The following is a 21,529-nucleotide window of genomic DNA, read 5'->3' as shown; positions in this document are numbered from 1 at the left end:
GCTCCGCGCAAAGCAAGCAGCGAGGCGCCATCGCCTGGCCCGCTTCCTGCCCGTCCTTCCCCCGCGTGCGCGCCCGATCCCCGCAACTCCGCGCCACACAACGCTTCACAAATTTAACCATCTCGTACAAGCAGACGTGCCGCCCATCGACGGTGCGCCGATGCGTCATCGTGGCGCGCGGTGCGCCACAACGGTGACGGTGCGTACCGCATCGTCGAAAGAGGGTGACTTGAACAATCGAGCATACGAAACCAGCCCGGCGCAATGCTCGCTATGGAATCGCAAGAAGCTGCGCCTGCAACCGGAATCGCGCCGCGTGCTGCTCGCGCTGCCGGAACGCGTGCTCGGCGCATCGCTTGCGTCGCTGTTCGAGCTGAAGGGCTTTCCGGCGCAGCTTGCGGCGGATGTGTCATCGGCCAGAAACATCGTCGAGCAATGGCGTCCGCATGTGCTTTTTCTCGATACGCGCATCGGAGGTTCCGGCAACTACGCGCTGGTGCGGGCGCTGCGCGAAGCCGATGACGACGCCACTCGCCTCATCATCGCGATGAGCGGTTTTCTGCCCGAAGAGCCGATCGCGCATCTCAAGAAAGCGGGCTACGACGGACATTGCCGCCGTCCGTGTCCCGTATGGCAGATGACCGATCTGCTCGACGAGTTCTTCGCCTGTCACGCGGTTCGCTGACCCGCGCGGACCGCATCGCGCGCGCATACCCGCGCGGGACGAACACGACGTCGAGCGCGATCATCGCGACGAGGCTCGCGGCGAGCATCATCCACGACATCGAGAAGCCGCCGCTCACGTCGCGCACGATGCCCGCGACGACCGGCGCAATCGCCGCGATCACGAACCCCACGCCCTGCACGAACGCGACGAGCCGCGCGGCCAACGCGGGATCGTCGGCGTGATCGAGCGTCAGCACGAGCGAAAGGGCGAACACACCGCCAAGGCCCGCGCCGAGCAACGCGACGACGGCGAGCGGCGCGGCAAGCGGCGCCACTAGCAACAGCGCGAACCCCGCGAGTTGCGCGGCGAGGCCGAGCGCGATCCACGGACGACGATCCCTGCCGCGTCCGAAACGCGCCGCCGCCATCGGCAACAGCAGCGCGGACGACGCCTGGAACGCCGTGAGCATCGCCAGCAGCGCGCCGCTTTCGGTCACGCCGCGGCCGAGTTGCTGGTAATACGCGGGCATCCACGCGACGAGGCTCGTATAGCCGCCATTGACGAGCCCGAAGAAAATCCCGAGCGTCCACGCGCGACGATTGAGAAAGAGCGACGGCGCGGGCTTCGCGTGGCCCGTCGATGCGACGCGCGGCAACGCATCGGCGCGCATCAGCATCATCCACGCCGCGAGCGCCATCAGCGCGGGAACAGCCCAGAACGCGAGTCCAGCCTGCCACGTCACGCGCGATGCGACCGCCGGCGTGATGCTCGCGCCGAGCCCGCCGCCCGCCATGATCGATGCGGAATAGAGGCCCATCGCGAAGGGCAGGCGCGCGGGAAAGCGCGTCTTCATCACGCCCGGCAAGAGCGCCTGAATGACGGCGACGCCCGTGCCCGCGATGGCCGCGCTCGCGACGAGCGCCACCGCGTTCCCCGCGACGAGGCGCGCCGCGCACGCCGCGACGATCGCGATGAGCCCGAGCGCCACGCCGCGCGCATTGCCGACCGAGCGTGACAGCGCGCTCGCGCCGAACGCGCACGCGCCCATCGCGACGACGGGCAAGCCGGTCAGCATCGACGCCCCGCGAAACGACAGTCCTGTCGCGTGCAAAATCACGCCCATCAGCGGACTGACGGACGTGAGCAGCGGCCGCAGATTCAGGCCGATCGCGACGATCACCGCGAGCCACGCGACGTTCGATGCTTTCATGTGACTGATCCTCGGTGCGAAAATGGTTGACCATTCTATCTATTTTTGGTCAACCAAAAATACGACGAACCGAATAGGGCGCATTCGTACGCGGCGGTGCGCGCTCGCTACAATGCGATTCATCGCAAGCACGGCGAGCATCATGGCATCACGCAAGGACACTTCATCGAAGGACATTTCCGCGGACGAGCGCGTCTACGCGGCAATCGCGTCCGCGCTTTTGCAGGGCAAGCTCGCGCCCGGCGCGCAGCTCGTCGAGCGCGAGCTCGCCGCAGCCTTCGAGTGCACGCGCGGCACGATCCGCAAGGTGCTCGCGCGCCTCGGCGCGGAAGGCAAGCTCACGCTCGAAGCGAATCGCGGCGCGTTCGTGCCGTCGCCGACCGTCGACGACATCCGCGAGGTTTATCGCGCGCGGCTAGTGGTGGAGGCGGGCATCGTCGCATCGCTGTGCGGCGCGTTGAGCGTGAAGGCGTTGCGTGCGTTGCGCGCTCACGTCAAGGCCGAACAGCGCGCGCTGAAAGCGGGAAGCGTCGCGGAATGCGTGCGTCTCGCGGGCCACTTTCATGTGCTCCTCGCGGAACTCGCGGGCGCGCCGGAAGTGGAGGCGTTTCTCGCGACGCTCGTCGCGAAGACCGAGCTCTACAAGGCGCTTTTCGATCCATCGAAGCTGTCGAACTGCTCATCCGATGAACACGCGCAACTCATCGACGCCCTCGAACAGGGCGATCTCGATGCCGCGCTAACTGCGATGCGTACGCACATCGACGAACTGGAAGCGCGCGTTCTCGCGCAAGCGGGCGCGTCGCGCACGAGCGATCTGGCGACGATCTTCGCGCTCGCGTGATCGTCGGCAAAAAGAAAGGGCCGCGGCTTCGAAAGCCGCGGCCCTGTCATTGTTGCGTGCGCGCGATGCTTACTGCGAGAAGTCGAGCGCGTTGGTCAGATCGCCCATCTTCGGCGCGCCGTTCGCCACCAGCGCGGCGTCGCGCGAGGCGAGGCCCGGCAGCGTCGGCAGGTTGAAGCGCTTCGTGATGAAGCGAAGGATCGACGTGGTGTCGTACTGCGTGTGATCGACGAAGCCCTTCTTCGCGTACGGCGAAATGATGAGCGCCGGAATGCGCGTGCCCGGACCCCAGCGATCGCCCTTCGGCGGCGCGACGTGATCCCAGAAGCCGCCGTTTTCGTCATACGTCACGACGACGACCATGTTCTTCCACTGCGGGCTCTTCTGCAGATGCGAGATCAGATCGGCGATGTGCTGGTCGCCCTGCGCGACGTCCGTGTAACCGGCGTGCTCGTTCAGGTTGCCCTGCGGCTTGTAGAACGCGACTTGCGGCAGCGTGCCCGCGTCGATCGCCTTGATGAACTCCGAACCGTTCGTGCCGCCGTCGAGCAAGTGTTGCGCGCGGTTCGCCGTACCGGGCGCGAGATCGGCGAAGTAGTTGAACGGCTGATGATGCGTCTGGAAGTCAGGCACGACGTTGACCGCGCCGTTGATGACCGAGCGGTTCGCGAGCGCCGCCGCCCACGAGCCGCCGTACCACGCCCAACTCACGCCCGCGCTGTTCAGCAGATCGCCGATGTGCTGCTGCGTCTGCGGCGGCAGCGTGTTGGCCTTGGTCGCATCGCCGAGCGCCGGATCGACGCCTGCGGGCGCCGGGTTGCCGCTCGGCTGATACGGCGGCTGCATCGTGTTGACGGCGTAGAAGTCGGGCGTGAGCGTGCCCGAGTTCACGAACTGCGCGTCCGCCGAGCCGGTGAGCGCCGAAGGCGGCGGATTCGTCTTGAGCTTCAGCGACACCCCATCGGCATTCACGGCCGAAATTGAGCCGGCCGCGACGCTCTTGTCCGCGTTCGGATAGATCGGCGTGCAGGCGCAGACGAGCCACTGGTGATTCAGGAACGAGCCGCCGAACGCGCCCATGAAGAAGTTGTCCGCGAGCGTGTATTGCTGCGCGATCTTGTAGAGGGGCAGCTTGTCCGGCGGCGTGTCGTAGTGACCCATCACGAGCGCGCCCGAATCGCCCCACGCGGCGAACTTGTCGTTCTTGCCGCCGTCGATCTGCATCTGATTCTCGTAGAAGCGGTGATACAGATCGCGCGTCGTGACGTTGAGCTGGATGTTGAAGCCCTTCGGATCGTCGATGGCGAACGGCGCGTTCGGCAGATTCGTCGTCATCGCCGCGGTGATCGCGGGCGTCACGCCCGTCGCCGTCAGGCCGGTCCAGATCGTCGGCAATGTCGGCAGAACGCTGCCGTCGCGGTCGAGCTGCTGCGCGCTCGCCGCCGTTACGTTCTGCAGGCCGTTCGCGCCGGGGAAATGCCCGTACAGATTGTCGAAGCTGCGATTTTCCGCGTAGATCACGACGACGTTCTTTACCGAAGAAATATCGCTGCTGTCGTGATGGTCGTCGCCACCGCATGCGTAGAGGCCGAATGCGGCAGTGGCCACGATCGGCACCGCGCAAACGAGTTTCTTGTTCATTGAGGATCTCTCTTGTGTTGGGGACCGGCGCACGGCGCGGCTTCATCGTCGAATGAGTCTTTGCTCGCCGGCGTGCGCAGTGTCGCAACGCAAATTGACGCAACCATGTAATAACGCTTTCGTTTGCGTAATGTTTGCTTAATAAATTTCGCGTAGATGGTTCGATGTGAAAGCGTCGAGGCTTGTCACATGAAAGACACGCAGACGACATACGCTTCGGCATCTTTCGATTCCGCCTCCTACGCCATGTCTTCGATGCGCCTGCCGTTCGTCCTGTGTTCCATCGCGCTTGCCGCGTTGTCGGCGGCGATGAGCGGCTGCGATTCGCACGCGGCGAACGTCGCGGCCAGGACGGTGAATGCGGCCAACGCGGACAACACGGCGCCGCACGGTCAATCGCGCGCGGAAGTATTCGCGCATGTGAAGCAGATCACCTCGCTCGGCGAGAAGCTTTTCTTCGATCCGTCGCTGTCCGGGTCGGGCAAGCTCGCGTGCGCGTCGTGCCATAGCCCGAGTCATGCGTTCGGGCCGCCGAATGCGCTGTCCGTGCAGCTCGGCGGCAACGACATGCATCAGGCGGGCTTTCGCGCGGTGCCGTCGCTCAAGTACTTGCAGTCGGTGCCTGCCTTCACGCGTCACTTCCACGATTCCGACGATGAAGGCGACGAAAGCGTCGATGCCGGACCGACCGGCGGCCTGACGTGGGACGGCCGCGTCGATCGCGGATCGGATCAGGCGCGCATCCCGATTCTGTCGTCGTTCGAAATGGGCAGCACGCCGGGCAAGGTCGTCGCGGCGGTGAAGGCGTCGTCCTATGCCGATGATTTCCGCCGCGCGTTCGGCGCCGATGTCTTCGCAAGCGACGACAAGGCGTTCGCGTCGGTGCTGGAATCGCTCGAAGCGTTCGAGCAATCGCCCGACAAGTTCTATCCGTACACGAGCAAGTACGACGCGTTCCTCGCCGGCCGCGCGAAGCTCAACGACGCCGAAATGCACGGCCTGCAACTCTTCAACGACGAGAACAAGGGCAATTGCGCGTCGTGCCACATCAGCCAGCGCGCGAAGGACGGCTCGCCGCCGCAGTTCAGCGACTTCGGCCTGATCGCGATCGGCGTGCCGCGCAACCGCGCCTTGCCGATCAACAAGAATCCGAATTTCCACGATCTCGGCGCATGCGGTCCCGAGCGTCGCGACCTGAAGGGCATGGACGAGTATTGCGGGATCTTCCGCACGCCGTCGCTGCGCAACGTCGCGACGCGCAAGACCTTCTTCCATAACGGCATCTATCATCGTCTGGAAGACGTGGTGCGTTTCTATGTCGAGCGCGACACGAATCCGGAAAAGTTCTATCCGGTGTCGAAGAACGGCGCCGTGCAGAAGTTCGACGACCTGCCGAAGAAGTACTGGGAGAACGTCAACACCGAGCCGCCGTTCGATCGCAAGAAAGGCGACAAACCCGCGCTCGACGAAGCCGAGATCAAGGACGTCGTCGCGTTCCTCGGCACGCTCACCGACGGCTACGATCCGGCGAGGGACAAGGACTCGCAAAAGGGCATCGGCATCAACGAAATGAAGTCCGCGCAAAACTGAGACAGCGCGGGCGGCGCGGCCCGCGCCTCATGCTATTCTCGTTGCAGCCGACGGCCGGCGCGGTCATCGGCGAAACACCAATGCAACGAGGAGAAACTTCATGCCGATACGAGATCGAGCGTTCGCTCACGCCTCTCTCCGGACGATCGCGGCAGCCGCGCTCGTCGCCGTGAGCGCGACCGCATCCGCCGCCAATCTCGGCTTCCTGAACAACACGCCGATCACCTACATGAAGCAGCGCGACCTGCAGGCGCTCAACAAGGCCGCGCAGATCGCGCTCAACACGAAGCAGGACGGCGAATCGCTCGACTGGAACAACGAGGGCACGGGCAACACGGTCCCGATCAACGGAACGGTGACGCCGCAGGAAACCTTCGAATCCGGCGGCCTCAAATGCCGCAAGGTCACGCTCGTCGCGCACGCGAAGGGACAGACGCAAACCTGGATCCCGACCGCATGCAAGCAGAGCGACGGCACGTGGAAACTCAAGAAGCAGTGACGAACCGGGCAAGCGATCGATGACCGCGCGCACCGTATCGTGCGGCGTGGTCATCCTCAACGAACAGGGCGACGTGCTGCTCTGTCACGCGACCGAAACCACGCACTGGGACGTGCCCAAGGGCGCCGCCGATCCGGGCGAAAACCCGCGCGAGGCGGCGTTGCGCGAGCTCGTCGAGGAGACGGGCATCGTGCTGCCCGCTGAACGTCTGAAGGATCTCGGGCGCTTCGTCTATCGCCGCGACAAGGATCTGCATCTGTTCGCGGTGCGCGTTTCCGCCGAGGAAGTGCAGCTCGAAAACTGCGTGTGCGAATCGTTTTTCCCGCGCTACAGCGACGGCACCATGATTCCGGAGATGGATGCGTATCGCTGGGTCAGTCCGGCGGATGTCGATCAGTTCGCGAGCCGCAGTCTCGCGCGGCTCTTTCAGACCACGCTCTCGCTCGCCGAACTGCACGAGACGCTTTGACCGGCGCGATCAGTCGATCGTGCGGTCGTTGGGATTGGCGAAGAGCGCCTTCATTTCCGGCGACATCGGGAATTGCAGGTTGATGCCGTCGGGCGGAATCGGGCGCATGAACCACGTCTCGTAGAGCTTCGTGGCTTCGCCCGAGCGCTGCATGCCGGCGATCACGTCGTCGACGATGCGCTTGAACACCGGGTCGCCCTTTCTCATCATGCAGCCGTACGCTTCGTTCGCGAGCGGTGCGCCCGTCACCGTGTATTCATTGCGCGCCGCGCCTTCCTGCGCGATCTTGCCGTAGAGAAGCGGATCGTCCATCACGAACGCGACCGCGCGATCCGACTTCAGCGCGGCGAACGCCTCCGCATGATCGCGCGCGCTGATGATGCGCAGGTTCAGCTTCCTGTCGATGCTCATCTGCCGCAGCATGCGCTCGTCCGACGTGCCCGCCGTCGTCACGACCGTCCTGTTCGCGAGATCGTCGTAATCGCGGATGCCCGACTTCTTCTTCACGGCCATGCGGATGCCGTACTGAAAAAAGCTGTTCGAGAACGCGACGAGCGGATCGCGATCGGCCACATGCGCGGTCGAGCCGCATTCCAGATCGACCTGATTGTTCACGACATAAGAGATGCGGTTCGCCGACGTGACCATCACGTTCTTGACCGCGAGGTTCGGCATCTTGAGGCGCTTCCTGATGTCGTCGACGACCTTCAGTGCGATGTCGTACGAGTAGCCCACTGGCTGCTGCTTCACCGTGTACGAAAACGGCACCGACGATTCGCGCGTGCCCAGCACGATCGCGCCGTTCTCGGCGATCTTGCGCAGCGTCGCCGACGGCGGCATCTGATCGACGCTGGCTTGGGCCGTCGCCAGTTCGGCGCTCGTGGCGGCACCCGCGCCGGCGGATGCGAACAGCAGCACGGAGGCGAGGGCGGCGCTTCGTTGGGCCCGTGTGCGGCGCGGCGCGAAGGAATGCGACTGCTTCATGTTCTCCTCGTTGGAAGCGGCGTATGGCCGGGCCGCCAGACACGACGAGGGCGCCGCGCGGCGCCCTCGTCGCATCGATGTCAGGCCGGCTTGCCCCAGCTGTCGCGCAGGCTGACGATGCGGTTGAACACGGGCTTACCCGGCTGCGAATCCACACGGTCCGCGACGAAGTAGCCGTGCCGCTCGAACTGGAAGCGGTCTTCGGCGTTCGCATCGCGCGCGCTCGGTTCGAGATAGGCGTTCACGACGCGCTTCGAATCCGGATTGAGCGCGTCGAGGAACTCCGCGCCGCCCGCGCCCGGCTGCGGTTCCTTGAACAGACGGTCGTACAGACGCACCTCGGCCGCATAAGCGGTCGCCGCGCTGACCCAGTGGATCGTGCCCTTCACCTTGTAGTTGTTCGCGCCTTCGGTGCCCGACTTGCTGTCCGGGAAGTAGTTGCAGTGCACGGCGATCACGTTGCCGTTCTCGTCCTTGTCCGCGCCCGTGCATTCGACGATGAAGCCGTACTTCAGACGCACCTTGTTGCCGGGGAAGAGGCGGAAATAGCCCTTCGGCGGCGTTTCCTGAAAGTCCTCGCGCTCGATCCACAATTCGCGCGAGAACGGGAACGTGCGTACGCCGCGATCCGCATGATGCGGATGCACCGGCGCGCTGCATTCCTCGCTCCGTCCTTCCGGATAGTTGTCGATGACGAGCTTCAGCGGATCGAGCACGGCGATCGCGCGCGGCGCTTTCTCGTCGAGATCGTCGCGCAGTGCGCCTTCGAGAATGCTCATGTCGATCCATGAATCGACCTTCGTCACGCCGACGCGCTCGACCATCAAACGAATGCTTTCCGGCGTAAAGCCGCGGCGACGCACGCCGACGATGGTCGGCATGCGCGGATCGTCCCAGCCGTCGACGTGATTGTCCTGCACGAGCTGCAGCAGCTTGCGCTTGCTCGTGATCGCGTAGGTGAGGTTCAGGCGCGAGAACTCGATTTGTTGCGGGAGCGGACGCTGAAACACGCCGTCGTCCGCGAGCTGCGCGAGGAACCAGTCGTAGAGCGGCCGATGATCTTCGAACTCCAGCGTGCAGAGCGAGTGCGTGATGTTCTCGATCGCGTCCGACACGCAGTGCGCGTAGTCGTACATCGGGTAGATGCACCACGTATCGCCGGTACGGTAATGATGCGCGAAGCGGATGCGGTAGATGACCGGATCGCGCATGTTGAAGTTCGGCGACGCCATGTCGATTTTCGCGCGCAGCACGTGCTCGCCTTCCTTGAACTCGCCCGCCTTCATGCGGCGGAAGAGGTCGAGGTTTTCTTCGGGCGAACGATCGCGATACGGCGAGTTGATGCCGGCTTCGGTGGCCGAGCCGCGCGTCGCGCGCATCTCTTCGGCCGTTTGACTGTCGACGTACGCCTGGCCCTTCTTGATGAGCATTTCGGCGTATTCGTACAGCTTGTCGTAGTAGTCGCTCGCGAAATAGCGGTGCTCGATGCCGTTCTTGTTCCAGTCGAAGCCGAGCCATTTCACGGCGTCGATGATCGAATCGACGTATTCGACGCTTTCTTTCTCGGGATTCGTATCGTCGAAGCGCAGATGGCACACGCCGCCGTAATCCGCGGCGAGGCCGAAGTTCACGCAGATGCTCTTCGCATGGCCGATATGCAGATAGCCGTTCGGCTCCGGCGGAAAGCGCGTCTCGACCCGCTGCGACCATTTGCCGGAGCGGTTGTCGTCTTCGATGATGTTGCGAATGAAATTGGATGGCGCCGGAGCGTCGTTGCGATCGGTGTTCATGCGGAAAAAGTGGCAGCGGATGCGCTCGCGCGCGTGATCGGTTCGGGAAGCGCTCGATGAAACTCGAAACGCGTACGAAGGCCTTGAATATTGGGTCGATTCTACCTTACGCAACCGTCCGGGGCAGGCCGCGGCGGCGTATGAGGAAGCGCTCGCGCTTTGTTTCGCCGGGCGGTTCCAGCCGTCGCGCCGTTTCGCGAGTTCCGTTACATGGTTTACGTGCCGCGGCACGCCTCGTAACCGCCGTAACGGGACGTAAATCGCGTTGAAAGGCGCGCGCGCGGGCTCTTAAGATCGGCTCGCGTGCATCGAGCGCGCCGGTTCCGGGGGCACGCTCGAGCGCCAGGCACAACACATCACAACGACAACACAAGGAAGCCCATCATGAAGAAGATCGCCCTCACGACGCTCAAATTCGCCGCCGCAGCCGCGCTCGTATCGAGCCTCGCCGCCTGCGCAAACGTCTCGCGTCAGCAGGCTCACGCGGGCGTCGGCGCGGCCGCCGGCGGCGCGCTCGGGTATCTGGTCACGGGCGGGCCGATCGGCACCGTCGCGGGCGCGGCGGCGGGCGGTCTGATCGGCGCGGGCGTTCGATAAGGGTTCAGATCGCCTTCTTTTCCCGCAATCGAGCGATTTCCGCTTCGTCGTAGCCGAGCACGTCGGCCAGCACGCTCGACGTGTGCTCGCCTAGCAGCGGCGGATGCGTGCGCGCTTCGGGCGGCGTCGCGCTCATCTTGATCGGGCTCGCGACGAGTTTCACGGTGCCGGCCGTCGGATGCGGCAGATCGATCTGCATCCTGCGCGCGAGCACTTGCGGATCCTCGAATACTTCGCCGAGATCGTTGATCGGCCCGCACGGCACGCCCGCCGCCTCGAGCTCGGCGATCCATTCGTGCTTGCCTTTCAGACGCACCATGTCCGCGAGAATCGGCACGAGCATGTCGCGGTTGCGCACGCGCGACGGATTCGCCGCGAAACGCGCGTCGTCGGCCAGCTCGGGGCGTCCGCCCGCTTCGACGAACTTGCGGAACTGCCCGTCGTTGCCCACCGCGACGATGATCCAGCCATCGCTCGTCTGGAAGGTCTGATAGGGCACGATGTTCGGATGCGCGTTGCCCCAGCGCACCGGCGGCTTGCCGCTCGCGAGAAAATTCGTGTTCATGTTGGCGAGCATCGCGACCTGCACGTCGAGCAGCGCCATGTCGATGTATTGGCCCTCGCCCGTGCGGTCGCGGTGCGCGAGCGCGGTGAGCACGCCGATGGTCGCGTACATGCCGGTCATCAGATCGGCGATCGCCACCCCCGCTTTCTGCGGACCGCCGCCGGGCTGGCCGTCGCGCTCGCCGGTGATGCTCATGAATCCGCCGATGCCCTGCACGATGAAATCGTAGCCCGCGCGCGACGCGTACGGCCCCGTCTGCCCGAAGCCCGTCACCGAGCAATAGACGATGTCCGGCTTCACGGCCTTCAGCGACTCGTAGTCGAGCCCGTACTTCTTCAGTTGCCCGGCCTTGTAGTTTTCGAGGACGACATCGCTTTGCGCGGCCAGCTCGCGCACGATCTGCTGGCCTTCGGGCGTGGCGATATCGACCGTCACCGAGCGCTTGTTGCGGTTCGCCGCGAGGTAGTACGCGGCTTCGTGCGTGTCGTTGCCCTCGGGCGTCTTGAGGTAGGGCGGGCCCCAGTGACGGGTGTCGTCGCCGGTTCCGGGCCGCTCGATCTTGATGACGTCCGCGCCGAAGTCGGCGAGCGTCTGCGCGCACCACGGTCCCGCCAGCACGCGGGTCAGGTCCAGCACGCGGATATGGCTCAAGGCTCCCATCGATGTGTCTCGCTACGTTGTGTCTCCGGAGTGCGACTGTCGCACAGAACCGCGGCGTGCGCGATAGCGCGGGCGTCCGCATCGCCCGGGCGCGCGCGGCGAATCCCGTATAATCGACAATCACCCTTGTTCCGCCGGCAGCCTGCGAAATCAGCTGCCCGCGGGCGCCATCAAAGAACCGAAGACACGCCCCGTACGCTATGAAAGCCGCCGAAATACGCGAGAAATTCCTGAAGTTTTTCGAATCGAAGGGCCATACGATCGTGCGTTCGTCGAGCCTCGTGCCCGGCAACGACCCGACGCTGCTCTTCACCAACTCGGGCATGGTCCAGTTCAAGGACGTGTTCCTGGGCAGCGAATCGCGTCCGTATTCGCGCGCGACGACCGCGCAGCGCAGCGTGCGCGCGGGCGGCAAGCACAACGATCTGGAGAACGTCGGCTACACCGCGCGGCATCACACGTTCTTCGAGATGCTCGGCAACTTCTCGTTCGGCGATTACTTCAAGCGCGACGCGATTCACTACTGCTGGGAACTGCTGACGAAGGTCTACAACCTGCCGGCGGAAAAACTCACGGTCACGGTCTATCAGGAAGACGACGAAGCCTTCGATATCTGGGCGAAGGAAATCGGCGTGCCGGTCGAGCGCATCATCCGCATCGGCGACAACAAGGGCGCCCGTTACGCATCGGACAATTTTTGGCAGATGGCCGACACCGGCCCGTGCGGTCCGTGCTCCGAAGTGTTCTACGACCACGGCCCGGAAATCTGGGGCGGCCCGCCGGGATCGCCCGAAGAAGACGGCGACCGCTTCATCGAGATCTGGAATCTCGTGTTCATGCAGTTCAATCGCGACGCGCAAGGCAACATGACGCCGCTGCCCAAGCAGTGCGTCGATACCGGCATGGGCCTCGAACGTCTCGCCGCGGTGCTGCAGCACGTGCACAGCAACTATGAGATCGACCTGTTCCAGAATCTCATCAAGGCCGCGGCGCGCGAAACGAACACGCCGGATCTGGAAAACAACTCGCTGAAGGTGATCGCGGACCACATCCGCGCATGCTCGTTCCTGATCGTCGACGGCGTCATTCCCGGCAACGAAGGCCGCGGCTACGTGCTGCGCCGCATCGTGCGCCGCGCGATCCGTCACGGCTACAAGCTCGGCAAGAAGGGCGCGTTCTTCCACAAGCTCGTCGCGGATCTCGTCGCGGAAATGGGCGCGGCGTATCCGGAACTCACCGATGCGCAACAACGCGTGACCGACGTGCTGCGTCAGGAAGAAGAGCGCTTCTTCGAGACCATCGAGCACGGTATGTCGATCCTCGAAGGCGAACTCGCCGATCTCGAAAAGAAGGGCGTGAAGCAACTGGACGGCGAACTCGCGTTCAAGCTGCACGACACCTACGGCTTCCCGCTCGACCTCACGGCGGACGTGTGCCGCGAGCGTGGCGTGACCGTCGACGAACCCGCGTTCGACGACGCGATGGCGCGTCAGCGCGATCAGGCGCGCGCGGCCGGCAAGTTCAAGCTGGCGGCGGGCCTCGAATACTCGGGCGCGAAGTCCACGTTCCACGGCTACGAAAAGGAAATCTTCGACGACGCGAAAATCCTCGCGTTGTACGTCGAAGGCGCATCGGTCAATGAAGTGAAGGACCGCCAGCAAGCGGTCGTCGTGCTCGATCACACGCCGTTCTATGCCGAATCGGGCGGCCAGGTCGGCGATCAGGGCGTGCTCGCGAACGCAAGCGTGCGCTTCGCCGTCGCGGACACGCTGAAAGTGCAGGCCGATGTCGTCGGTCATCACGGCACGGTCGAGCAGGGCACGCTCAAGGTCGGCGACGTCGTGAAGGCGGAAATCGACGGCGTGCGCCGCGCCCGCACCGCGCGCAATCACTCGGCCACGCATTTGATGCACAAGGCGCTGCGCGAAGTGCTCGGCGGTCACGTGCAGCAGAAAGGCTCGCTCGTCGATGCGGACAAGACGCGTTTCGACTTTGCACACAACGCGCCGATGTCGGACGAAGAAATCCGTCGCGTCGAGCAGATCGTCAACAACGAGATCATCGCGAACGCGCCGGGCGTCGTGCGCGTGATGCCGTACGACGACGCGGTGAAGGGCGGCGCGATGGCGCTCTTCGGCGAGAAATACGGCGACACCGTGCGCGTGCTCGATCTCGGCTTCTCGCGCGAGCTGTGCGGCGGTACGCACGTGCAGCGCACCGGCGACATCGGCTTCTTCAAGATCGTGATGGAAGGCGGCGTCGCGGCGGGCATTCGCCGCGTCGAGGCGATCACCGGCGACAACGCCGTGCGCTACGTGCAGGAACTGGATCAGCGCATCAATGCGGCGGCGGGCGTGCTGAAGGCGCAACCGTCCGAACTCACGCAACGCATCGCGCAGGTTCAGGAGCACGTGAAGTCGCTGGAGAAGGAACTGGGCGCGCTGAAATCGAAGCTGGCGGCGAGCCAGGGCGACGAACTCGTCTCGAAGGCCGTCGATGTTTCCGGCGTGCAGGTGCTCGCCGCGCAACTCGAAGGCGCGGACGTGAAGACGCTGCGTGAAACCGTCGACAAGCTCAAGGACAAGCTCAAGAGCGCGGCGATCGTGCTTGCATCGGTCGATGGCGGCAAGGTCAGCCTGATCGCGGGCGTGACGCCGGACGCGTCGAAAAAGGTGAAGGCGGGCGAGCTCGTCAATTTCGTCGCGCAGCAGGTCGGCGGCAAGGGCGGCGGCCGTCCCGACATGGCGCAGGCAGGGGGCACGGAGCCGGCCAATCTGCCGGCCGCGCTGGCCGGCGTGACCGGATGGGTGCAGCAGCAGCTTTAAGCGTTCATTGCTTCTGACAAAACGGCTCGATCTGACGAAGATCGGGCCGTTTTTCTTTACACGCTGTCAGGTATGGCGCGTGCGTCTTCCCGTGAAGTTCCATCAACACAAGGGAGACGACATATGAATCGCAGACTCGCATCGATCATTCTGGCTTCGACGATGCTCGCAGCAACGGGCGCCGCGCAGGCGAAGGGCTGTCTGAAGGGCGCGGCGGTCGGCGGCGTCGCGGGACATGTCGCGGGCGGACATGGCACCGCGGGCGCGATCGGCGGCTGCGCGATCGGCCATCACGAAGCGAACAAGAAGGACAAGAAGGCCCAGGAAGCGCAGCAGGCCAACGCCGCGAGCGCGCCGAACACCAAGTAGGCGCACGCGGTTCGGAAGGCGATGAACCGCTAAAATGGCCCGATTGCCGGCGCGCGCGATGACGTTCGATGTCTTAGCGCCCGCGCGCGCCGCGTTCAAACCGGCCATCACAGCGACCCCATGACAGCGCCCACGGACCCGATCCAACACTTCGCCTCCGACAACTACGCAGGCATCTGCCCGGAAGCGCTCCAAGCGCTGATCCAGGCCAACACGAGCGGCCACGAACCCGCCTATGGCGACGATTCGTGGACCACGCAAGTCTGCGACCGCATCCGCAACCTCTTCCAGACCGATTGCGAAGTCTTCTTCGTCTTCAACGGCACGGCGGCGAATTCGCTCGCGCTCGCGTCGCTCTGTCAGTCGTATCACTCGGTGATCTGCCACGAACTCGCGCATATCGAAACCGATGAATGCGGCGGCCCCGAATTCTTCTCCGGCGGCTCGAAGCTGCTCACCGCGAAGGGCGAGAACGGCAAGCTCACGCCCGATGCGATCGAGGAACTCGTCACGAAGCGCTCGGATATCCACTATCCGAAGCCCAAGGTCGTCTCGCTTACGCAGGCGACGGAAGTCGGCACCGTCTACACCGTCGAGGAGATCCGCGCGATCGCGGCCATCGCCAAGCGGCGGCATCTGAAGATCCACATGGACGGCGCGCGTTTCGCGAACGCGGTCGCGACGCTGAACGTGCATCCGTCGGAGATCACGTGGCGCGCGGGCGTCGATGTGCTGTGCTTCGGCGGCACGAAAAACGGTCTGCCGGTGGGCGAGGCGGTCGTGTTCTTCGACAAGGCGCTCGCCGCCGATTTTGCCTATCGCCTGAAGCAGGCCGGGCAACTCGCCTCGAAGATGCGCTTCATTTCCGCGCCGTGGCTCGGTCTGCTCGACGACGACGTCTGGCTGCGCAACGCGCGTCACGCGAACGCGATGGCATCGCTGATGGCCGAGCGCCTCGCCGGCATTCCGGGCGTGTCGCTGCTCTTCAAGCCCGAATCGAACGCGGTGTTCGCGGAGTTGCCGGCGCACGTCGCGGCGGCGCTGCGCGCGAAGGGCTGGCGCTTCTATCAGTTCATCGGCTCGGGCGGCTGCCGTCTGATGTGCGCGTGGGATACGCAGCGGGGGACCGTCGAGCGCTTCGTCGATGAAGTGCGCGCCTTGTCGGCGTCGATCTAACCCCGATTGACACTTCCGGCGTGCGGTTTCAACATGGCCGCACCTCTTTTATCGACGCTGACGCCATGGCCTTCATCTTCTATCTGACCCACATTCATCTCGGCTACGACGCGCTACAGACGCTGCAAAGCGAATGCGCGCGCATCGGGATGAAGCGTCCGCTCGTCATCACCGATAAAGGCGTGAAGGCGGCGGGGCTTGCCGATCGCGTGATCGAGAGCGCGCAGCTCGGCGCGCTGCCGGTGTTCGACGACACGCCGTCGAATCCGACCGAAGCGATGGTCATGCAAGCCGCCGCGCAATACAAGCGCGAAGGCTGCGACGGCCTGATCGCGGTGGGCGGCGGCTCATCGATCGATCTGGCGAAGGGCGTGGCGATTGCCGCGACGCACGACGAGCCGCTCACGACCTACGCGACGATCGAAGGCGGCAGCGGCAAGATCACCGAGCGCGCGGCGCCGCTGATCGCGGTGCCGACCACGTCGGGCACGGGCAGCGAAGTGGCGCGCGGCGCGATCATCATCCTGAACGACGGGCGCAAGCTCGGCTTCCATTCGTGGCATCTGCTGCCGAAATCGGCGGTCTGCGATCCCTCGCTCACGCTCGGCCTGCCGCCGTCGCTCACCGCCGCGACCGGCATGGACGCGATCGCGCATTGCATCGAAACGTTTCTCGCGCCCGCGTTCAATCCGCCCGCCGACGGCATCGCGCTCGATGGACTCGAACGCGCGTGGGCCAACATCGAGCGCGCGACGCACGACGGCCAGGACCGCGACGCGCGTCTGAACATGATGTCCGCGTCGATGCAGGGCGCGATGGCGTTCCAGAAGGGCCTCGGCTGCGTGCATTCGCTGTCGCATCCGCTGGGCGGGCTGGCGGTGAACGGACGCACGTCGCTGCATCACGGCACGCTGAACGCGGTGGTCTTGCCTGCCGTGCTGCGCTTCAACGAAAGCGCGCCGACGGTTGTCGCGGACCGGCGTTTCGGGCGCATGCGCCGCGTGATGAATCTCCCCGATAACGCCGATGTCGCGCAGGCCGTGCACGACATGACCGCGCGCCTCGGCCTGCCGACGCGTCTGTCGCAGATGGGCGTCGACGAAAGCATGTTCGACAAGGTCGTGAAGGGCGCGCTCGCGGATCACTGCCACAAGACGAACCCGCGCGAGGCGAGCGCCGACGATTATCGACGCATGCTGATGGAGTCTCTCTGAGCGATGAGCAAGCCGGTCCCGACCACGCGCGCCGATTACGCGCACTTCCTGCCGATCAGCACGCGCTGGTCGGATAACGACGTCTACGGCCACATCAACAACGTCGTCTACTACAGCTACTTCGATACGGTCGTGAACGAGTACCTGCTGCGCGCGGGCGTGCTCGATTTCAGCGAGGGCGCAACCATCGGCCTCGTCGTCGAGACGCGCTGCAATTTCTTCGCGCCGGTCGTGTTTCCCGAACCGATCGAGGCGGGCTTGCGCGTCGAGAAGCTCGGCAATACGAGCGTGCGCTACGAAGTCGCGATCTTCACGCAAGGCGCGGACGAAGCCGCCGCGCAGGGGCATTTCGTGCATGTCTACGTGGATCGCGTGACGCGCAGGCCGGTGCCGCTGCCCGCGCCGCTCGTCGATGCGTTGAAGCCGCTCATCACCGGCTGAGGGTCGCGTTTTGCTTCAGTGGTTTTGCGTGAGTCTGCTCAACGGCGTGAGCGTGGGATTGCTGCTGTTCATGCTGTCGGCGGGACTCACGCTGATTTTCTCGATGCTCGGCGTGCTCAACTTCGCGCACGCGAGTTTCTACATGCTCGGCGCGTATGTCGGGCAGGCGCTCGCCGCGTACGGCGGATTCTGGTTCGCGCTCATCTGTGCGCCATTGATCGTTGGCGTTGCCGGGGCCTTGTTCGAGCGCCTGCTATTGAGGCGCGTCCATGCGCGCGGCGCGCTCGCCGACATGCTGCTGACGTTCGGCGCGGCCATCGTCATCGGCGAGGGCGTGAAGCTCGTCTGGGGACTCGGGCCGTTGCCCGCCGCCGTTCCGCGCGTGCTCGACGGACCGCTTTTCATGCTGTACGGCGCATCGTTCGCGCGCTATCGCGTGTTCATGATGACGGTCGCCGTCGTCATGCTCGGCGCGCTGTGGCTCGTGTTGCGTACATCGAAAACGGGGCTCATCGTGCGCGCGGCGCTTACGCATCCCGCGACCGTCGAAACGCTCGGCCACGATGTGCCGCGCGTCTTCACGATGGTCTTCGCCGCCGGCACCGCGCTCGCCGCGCTCGCTGGCGTGATCGGCGCGCCGCTCGCCGTCATCGAACCGGCGATGGCCGATGCGATGGGCCCGATCGTGTTCGTCGTCGTCGTGATCGGCGGGCTCGGATCGCTCGGCGGCGCGCTCGTCGCGTCGCTTCTGATCGGCTGCGTCCAGACCTTCGCGGTCGGCGCGAGCGCGACGGCGGGCGGCATCGCGGCATCGCTCGGCGTGACCTTGCCGCCTGCGTGGAGCGCGTTGACGGTCGCGCAACTCGCGCCCGTGCTGCCGTATCTGCTGCTCGTCGCGATGTTGGCCGCGCGGCCGCGCGGGCTTTTCGGCGAGCGCACGCGCGATGCTTAAGGTCTTCATCGCGCTGATCGTCGCGCTCGCGCTGCCGCCGCTCGTCGTCGATCAATCGTGGCTGCTCGCGTATCTCGCGCAGACGGCGACGCTCATCGTCCTCGCGCTTTCGTACAACCTGTTGCTCGGCGAGACGGGTTTGCTCTCGTTCGGGCACGCGGTCTATTCGGGTCTCGGCGCGTTCGCCGCCGCGCATGCGTTCGCTCGATTCGGCGTGCCGTTGCCGTTACTGCCGATGATCGGCGGATGCGCGGCGATGCTCGTCGCGGTCGTTTTCGGCGCGATTTCGACGCAACGCGCGGGCACGTCCTTCGCGATGATCACGCTGGGCTTGAGCGAACTCGTCGCCGCATGCGTGTGGCTCGTGCCGGGATGGTTCGGCGGCGAGGGCGGCGTGACGATCGATCGCGCGAGCGGGCCTTCGTTCTTCGCGATGACCTTCGGGCCGCCGCGCGAGGCGTATGCGTTGATCGCGTGCTGGTGCGTGATATCGGCGGTCGCGATGTTCGCGTTTTCGCGCACGCCGATGTGCCGTCTCGCCAACGCCGTGCGCGACAATCCCGCGCGCGCCGCCGCGATCGGCTTCGCGCCCGCGCGCGTGCGCTTGCACGTGTTGATCGTGTCGGCGTTTTTCGCGGGCATCGCGGGCGTGCTGGCGTTGATCAACGTCGAGCTGGTGTCGTCGGAGAGCGTCGGTCTTGCGCGATCGACGAGCGCGCTCGTCGCGACCGTCATCGGCGGCGCGGGCACGTTCGCCGGGCCGGTCGTCGGCGCGGTGCTGCTCACGTTCTTCAGCGTCGGGCTCGCGAGCGTCAGCGCCGCGTGGCCGATGTATCTCGGGCTCTTGTTCATGTGGGTCGTCGTGGCCGCGCCGGAAGGCGTCGCGGGCCTCGTTCGGCGCGATGCGCGGTCCTTGTGCATCGGCATGCTGAGCGCGATCGCGTGGGGCGTCGCGGTCGTCGTGCCGGTCGAAGCGCTTTACGCCGGACGAACCGATGCACGCGCGTGGTTCATCGCGTTGCCGTGCGCGTTGCTGGGCTTGTGGCTCGCGCGACGCACGAGGACCGCGCGATGAACGCGGCGCTCGAATTGCATGGCATCGTCAAGCGCTTCGGCGTGACGCGCGTACTGCGCGGCGTCGACTTGCAGGTCGCTGCGGGCGAGCGGCACGCGCTCATCGGACCGAACGGCGCGGGCAAATCCACGCTCTTCGATCTGATCTCGGGACGCACGCGGCCCGACGATGGACGCATCGTCGCGAGCGGAATCGATATCACCGGCAAGCCGCCGCAACGCGTATCGCGCTCGCTTGCCCGCAGCTTTCAGACGACGAGCGTGTTCGGCGGCTTGTCCGTGTTCGAGAACCTGCGTTGCGCGGCGCTCGGCGCGGCATCGTCGCGGCTTGTCGATCGATGGCTGCCTTCGCGACGAATCGACGAACGCGCGCACGCGATGCTCGATGCCATCGGCCTTGCCGCGCGCGCCGACGAACTCGCGGCACGCCTGACGTACGCGGAGCAACGCGCGCTCGATCTGGGCATCGCGCTTGCCACCGATGCGCCGCTGATCTTGCTCGACGAGCCCACCGCCGGCATGAATCGCGCGGAGGCGACTCGCGCGCTCGAACTGATTCGCGCGACGACGGAAGGGCGCACGCTGCTCGTCATCGAACATGACATGGATGCGGTTTTCGGCCTCGCGGATCGCATTTCGGTGCTCGTGCAAGGGCGCGTGATCGCCACCGATACGCCCGCTGCGATACGCGCGAATCGCGCTGTTCAGGACGCGTATCTCGGTGGAGTCGCGTCATGAAGGCGCAGTTGCGTATCGACGATTTGCGCGCGTGGTACGGCGCGGCGCAAGTGCTGCACGGCGTGCACCTGTGCATTGACGAAGGCGAAGCGGTGGCGCTTGTCGGCCGCAACGGATCGGGACGATCGACGCTCGCGAAAGCCATCATGGGACTCGTGCGATGCGCGGGCGACATGCGCTATCGCGATGTTCAGCTCGTCGGCTTGAGGGCGCATCGCATCGCGCGGCTGGGCATTGGTTACGTGCCCGAAACGCGCGATGTGTTCCCTGCGCTCACGGTGCGCGAAAATCTCGTGCTGGGCGAAAGGAAGGGCACGCGTTTTGCGTTGCGCGATGCGTATCGGCTGTTTCCCGTGCTCGAAGAACGCGCGTCGGTGAAGGCGGGCGCGCTGTCGGGCGGCGAGCAGCAGATGCTCGCGCTCGCGCGCACGTTGACGGGCGATCCGTCGCTGGTCGTCATCGACGAACCGGGCGAAGGGCTCGCGCCGCAAGTGCTCGCGCAAGTGGCCGCGTGTCTCGCGATGCTGCGCAACCGCGGCGTCGCGACGCTGCTGATCGAAGAGCGATTGACGATCGCGCGCACGCTCGATGCGCGCGTCGCGGTCATGGGGCATGGGGCGATACAGTTCGATGGGACGATCGAGACGCTCGCGCGCGATGAAGCGATCTCGCGGCAATGGCTGTCGGTCGGTGGCACGTTCGATTCGAGTCAATATGCCTGAAGTTCCTGCGTATGCAGGCAGCGAAGCACGGTCGCTCGATGGAGGAAGAGGCTCGCGACATTCTGCGGACAGCTCTTTGGACAGAACCGGCGCAAGGAAAGAATCTTGTCGAATCGATTCGTGGCCGCATCGATCCGCTTGGCGGAGTCGAGTTGGAGCTTCCCAAGCGCGCGGCGATTCGTAACCCGTCGGGGTTCGATGACTGATCGTTCTAGATACCAACGTCCTTTCCGAGTTGCTGCGTCCGGCGCCGGAACAGCGCGTTTTGACATGGCTCGCCAACGAGCCGCGTTCGGCACTGTTCACCACGACTGTCACGCGTGGAGAAATTCTCCATGGAATATGGTCGATGGCCGCAGGTATCAGGCGGCAGCGCCTATGGGACGCCACGCGGATCATCTTCAGTGAAGATTTCGCTGGCCGTCTGCCGAGTTTCGATAACGATGCAGCCGATGCGTACGCGGAAATCGCTGCGTCGAGAAAGAGCATCGGCACCCATTAG

The 21,529-nt window shown here is 65.1% G+C and carries 22 protein-coding genes; 17 read left to right on the top strand and 5 right to left on the bottom strand.

Annotated features, from left to right (window positions below; genetic code table 11):
• The first annotated feature begins 229 nt into the window (after window positions 1–229).
• Window positions 230–685, top strand: coding sequence for a response regulator (locus NCS03_RS09800; protein WP_250529107.1), 456 nt, complete (start codon window positions 230–232; stop codon window positions 683–685).
• On the opposite strand, the gene NCS03_RS09795 is transcribed toward NCS03_RS09800, so the two are convergent.
• Window positions 585–1,877, bottom strand: coding sequence for a cyanate transporter (locus tag NCS03_RS09795; protein ID WP_250529106.1), 1,293 nt, complete (start codon window positions 1,875–1,877; stop codon window positions 585–587). The two genes, NCS03_RS09800 and NCS03_RS09795, sit on opposite strands and share 101 nt — an antisense overlap.
• A 142-nt stretch (window positions 1,878–2,019) precedes the next feature.
• On the opposite strand from NCS03_RS09795, the gene NCS03_RS09790 reads away from it, so the two are divergent.
• The gene (locus NCS03_RS09790; protein WP_051078881.1) at window positions 2,020–2,721 is read left to right on the top strand and encodes a GntR family transcriptional regulator; all 702 of its coding nucleotides are present in this window, start codon (window positions 2,020–2,022) and stop codon (window positions 2,719–2,721) included.
• A gap of 69 nt (window positions 2,722–2,790) precedes the next feature.
• On the opposite strand, the gene NCS03_RS09785 is transcribed toward NCS03_RS09790, so the two are convergent.
• Complete coding sequence (locus tag NCS03_RS09785) at window positions 2,791–4,362, bottom strand: acid phosphatase (protein WP_008342003.1); 1,572 nt, start codon at window positions 4,360–4,362, stop codon at window positions 2,791–2,793.
• 246 nt (window positions 4,363–4,608) lie between these two features.
• On the opposite strand from NCS03_RS09785, the gene NCS03_RS09780 reads away from it, so the two are divergent.
• The 3 genes from NCS03_RS09780 to NCS03_RS09770 all read left to right on the top strand — a co-directional run bounded on the left by NCS03_RS09780 (window position 4,609) and on the right by NCS03_RS09770 (window position 6,920).
• Entirely contained in the window at window positions 4,609–5,952 is a 1,344-nt protein-coding gene (locus tag NCS03_RS09780; RefSeq protein ID WP_250529105.1) for a cytochrome-c peroxidase, read from the top strand.
• A gap of 100 nt (window positions 5,953–6,052) precedes the next feature.
• Window positions 6,053–6,451: an RT0821/Lpp0805 family surface protein gene (locus NCS03_RS09775; protein ID WP_008342001.1), complete on the top strand. Its 399-nt coding sequence runs from the start codon at window positions 6,053–6,055 to the stop codon at window positions 6,449–6,451.
• A gap of 19 nt (window positions 6,452–6,470) precedes the next feature.
• Window positions 6,471–6,920, top strand: a complete 450-nt coding sequence (locus NCS03_RS09770) for an NUDIX hydrolase (RefSeq protein ID WP_250529104.1) — start codon at window positions 6,471–6,473, stop codon at window positions 6,918–6,920.
• A gap of 9 nt (window positions 6,921–6,929) precedes the next feature.
• On the opposite strand, the gene NCS03_RS09765 is transcribed toward NCS03_RS09770, so the two are convergent.
• Window positions 6,930–7,904: a transporter substrate-binding domain-containing protein gene (locus NCS03_RS09765; RefSeq protein ID WP_008341999.1), complete on the bottom strand. Its 975-nt coding sequence runs from the start codon at window positions 7,902–7,904 to the stop codon at window positions 6,930–6,932.
• An 80-nt stretch (window positions 7,905–7,984) separates the two neighbouring features.
• Window positions 7,985–9,694: a glutamine--tRNA ligase/YqeY domain fusion protein gene (locus NCS03_RS09760; RefSeq protein WP_250518234.1), complete on the bottom strand. Its 1,710-nt coding sequence runs from the start codon at window positions 9,692–9,694 to the stop codon at window positions 7,985–7,987.
• A 384-nt stretch (window positions 9,695–10,078) separates the two neighbouring features.
• On the opposite strand from NCS03_RS09760, the gene NCS03_RS09755 reads away from it, so the two are divergent.
• On the top strand, window positions 10,079–10,291 hold the full coding sequence (locus NCS03_RS09755; RefSeq protein WP_008341996.1) for a hypothetical protein: 213 nt from the start codon (window positions 10,079–10,081) through the stop codon (window positions 10,289–10,291).
• 4 nt (window positions 10,292–10,295) lie between these two features.
• On the opposite strand, the gene NCS03_RS09750 is transcribed toward NCS03_RS09755, so the two are convergent.
• Entirely contained in the window at window positions 10,296–11,516 is a 1,221-nt protein-coding gene (locus tag NCS03_RS09750) for a CaiB/BaiF CoA transferase family protein (RefSeq protein WP_034474286.1), read from the bottom strand.
• A 200-nt stretch (window positions 11,517–11,716) separates the two neighbouring features.
• Between NCS03_RS09750 and alaS the strand changes: the two genes are divergently transcribed.
• The 11 genes from alaS to NCS03_RS09695 all read left to right on the top strand — a co-directional run bounded on the left by alaS (window position 11,717) and on the right by NCS03_RS09695 (window position 21,529).
• Window positions 11,717–14,341, top strand: a complete 2,625-nt coding sequence (gene alaS / locus NCS03_RS09745) for an alanine--tRNA ligase (protein WP_250529103.1) — start codon at window positions 11,717–11,719, stop codon at window positions 14,339–14,341.
• A 123-nt stretch (window positions 14,342–14,464) separates the two neighbouring features.
• Window positions 14,465–14,710: a hypothetical protein gene (locus NCS03_RS09740; RefSeq protein ID WP_034474291.1), complete on the top strand. Its 246-nt coding sequence runs from the start codon at window positions 14,465–14,467 to the stop codon at window positions 14,708–14,710.
• Window positions 14,711–14,851: 141 nt separating this feature from the next.
• On the top strand, window positions 14,852–15,886 hold the full coding sequence (locus tag NCS03_RS09735; protein WP_033537101.1) for a threonine aldolase family protein: 1,035 nt from the start codon (window positions 14,852–14,854) through the stop codon (window positions 15,884–15,886).
• 65 nt (window positions 15,887–15,951) lie between these two features.
• Window positions 15,952–17,100 carry a 4-hydroxybutyrate dehydrogenase gene (gbd, locus tag NCS03_RS09730; protein ID WP_250529102.1) on the top strand — a complete coding sequence of 383 codons (1,149 nt, stop codon included), beginning with the start codon at window positions 15,952–15,954 and terminating at the stop codon, window positions 17,098–17,100.
• 3 nt (window positions 17,101–17,103) lie between these two features.
• Window positions 17,104–17,541, top strand: a complete 438-nt coding sequence (locus NCS03_RS09725) for an acyl-CoA thioesterase (RefSeq protein WP_008341987.1) — start codon at window positions 17,104–17,106, stop codon at window positions 17,539–17,541.
• A gap of 70 nt (window positions 17,542–17,611) precedes the next feature.
• A complete protein-coding gene (locus tag NCS03_RS09720) occupies window positions 17,612–18,493 on the top strand; it encodes a branched-chain amino acid ABC transporter permease (RefSeq protein WP_051996832.1) in 882 nt (293 codons plus the stop codon).
• A complete protein-coding gene (locus tag NCS03_RS09715) occupies window positions 18,486–19,568 on the top strand; it encodes a branched-chain amino acid ABC transporter permease (protein WP_250502253.1) in 1,083 nt (360 codons plus the stop codon). The genes NCS03_RS09720 and NCS03_RS09715 overlap by 8 nt, the downstream gene beginning before the upstream one ends.
• The gene (locus NCS03_RS09710) at window positions 19,565–20,305 is read left to right on the top strand and encodes an ABC transporter ATP-binding protein (protein WP_250434930.1); all 741 of its coding nucleotides are present in this window, start codon (window positions 19,565–19,567) and stop codon (window positions 20,303–20,305) included. The genes NCS03_RS09715 and NCS03_RS09710 overlap by 4 nt, the downstream gene beginning before the upstream one ends.
• Entirely contained in the window at window positions 20,302–21,027 is a 726-nt protein-coding gene (locus NCS03_RS09705) for an ABC transporter ATP-binding protein (RefSeq protein ID WP_034473012.1), read from the top strand. The genes NCS03_RS09710 and NCS03_RS09705 overlap by 4 nt, the downstream gene beginning before the upstream one ends.
• A gap of 11 nt (window positions 21,028–21,038) precedes the next feature.
• Complete coding sequence (locus NCS03_RS09700; RefSeq protein ID WP_250529101.1) at window positions 21,039–21,233, top strand: FitA-like ribbon-helix-helix domain-containing protein; 195 nt, start codon at window positions 21,039–21,041, stop codon at window positions 21,231–21,233.
• A gap of 29 nt (window positions 21,234–21,262) precedes the next feature.
• Entirely contained in the window at window positions 21,263–21,529 is a 267-nt protein-coding gene (locus NCS03_RS09695; RefSeq protein ID WP_342346270.1) for a PIN domain-containing protein, read from the top strand.

Origin of the sequence: Caballeronia sp. ATUFL_F1_KS4A, from assembly GCF_023630905.1 — a bacterium.
Taxonomy (GTDB): domain Bacteria; phylum Pseudomonadota; class Gammaproteobacteria; order Burkholderiales; family Burkholderiaceae; genus Caballeronia; species Caballeronia zhejiangensis.
This window is presented reverse-complemented; position numbering and strand designations above follow the sequence as displayed.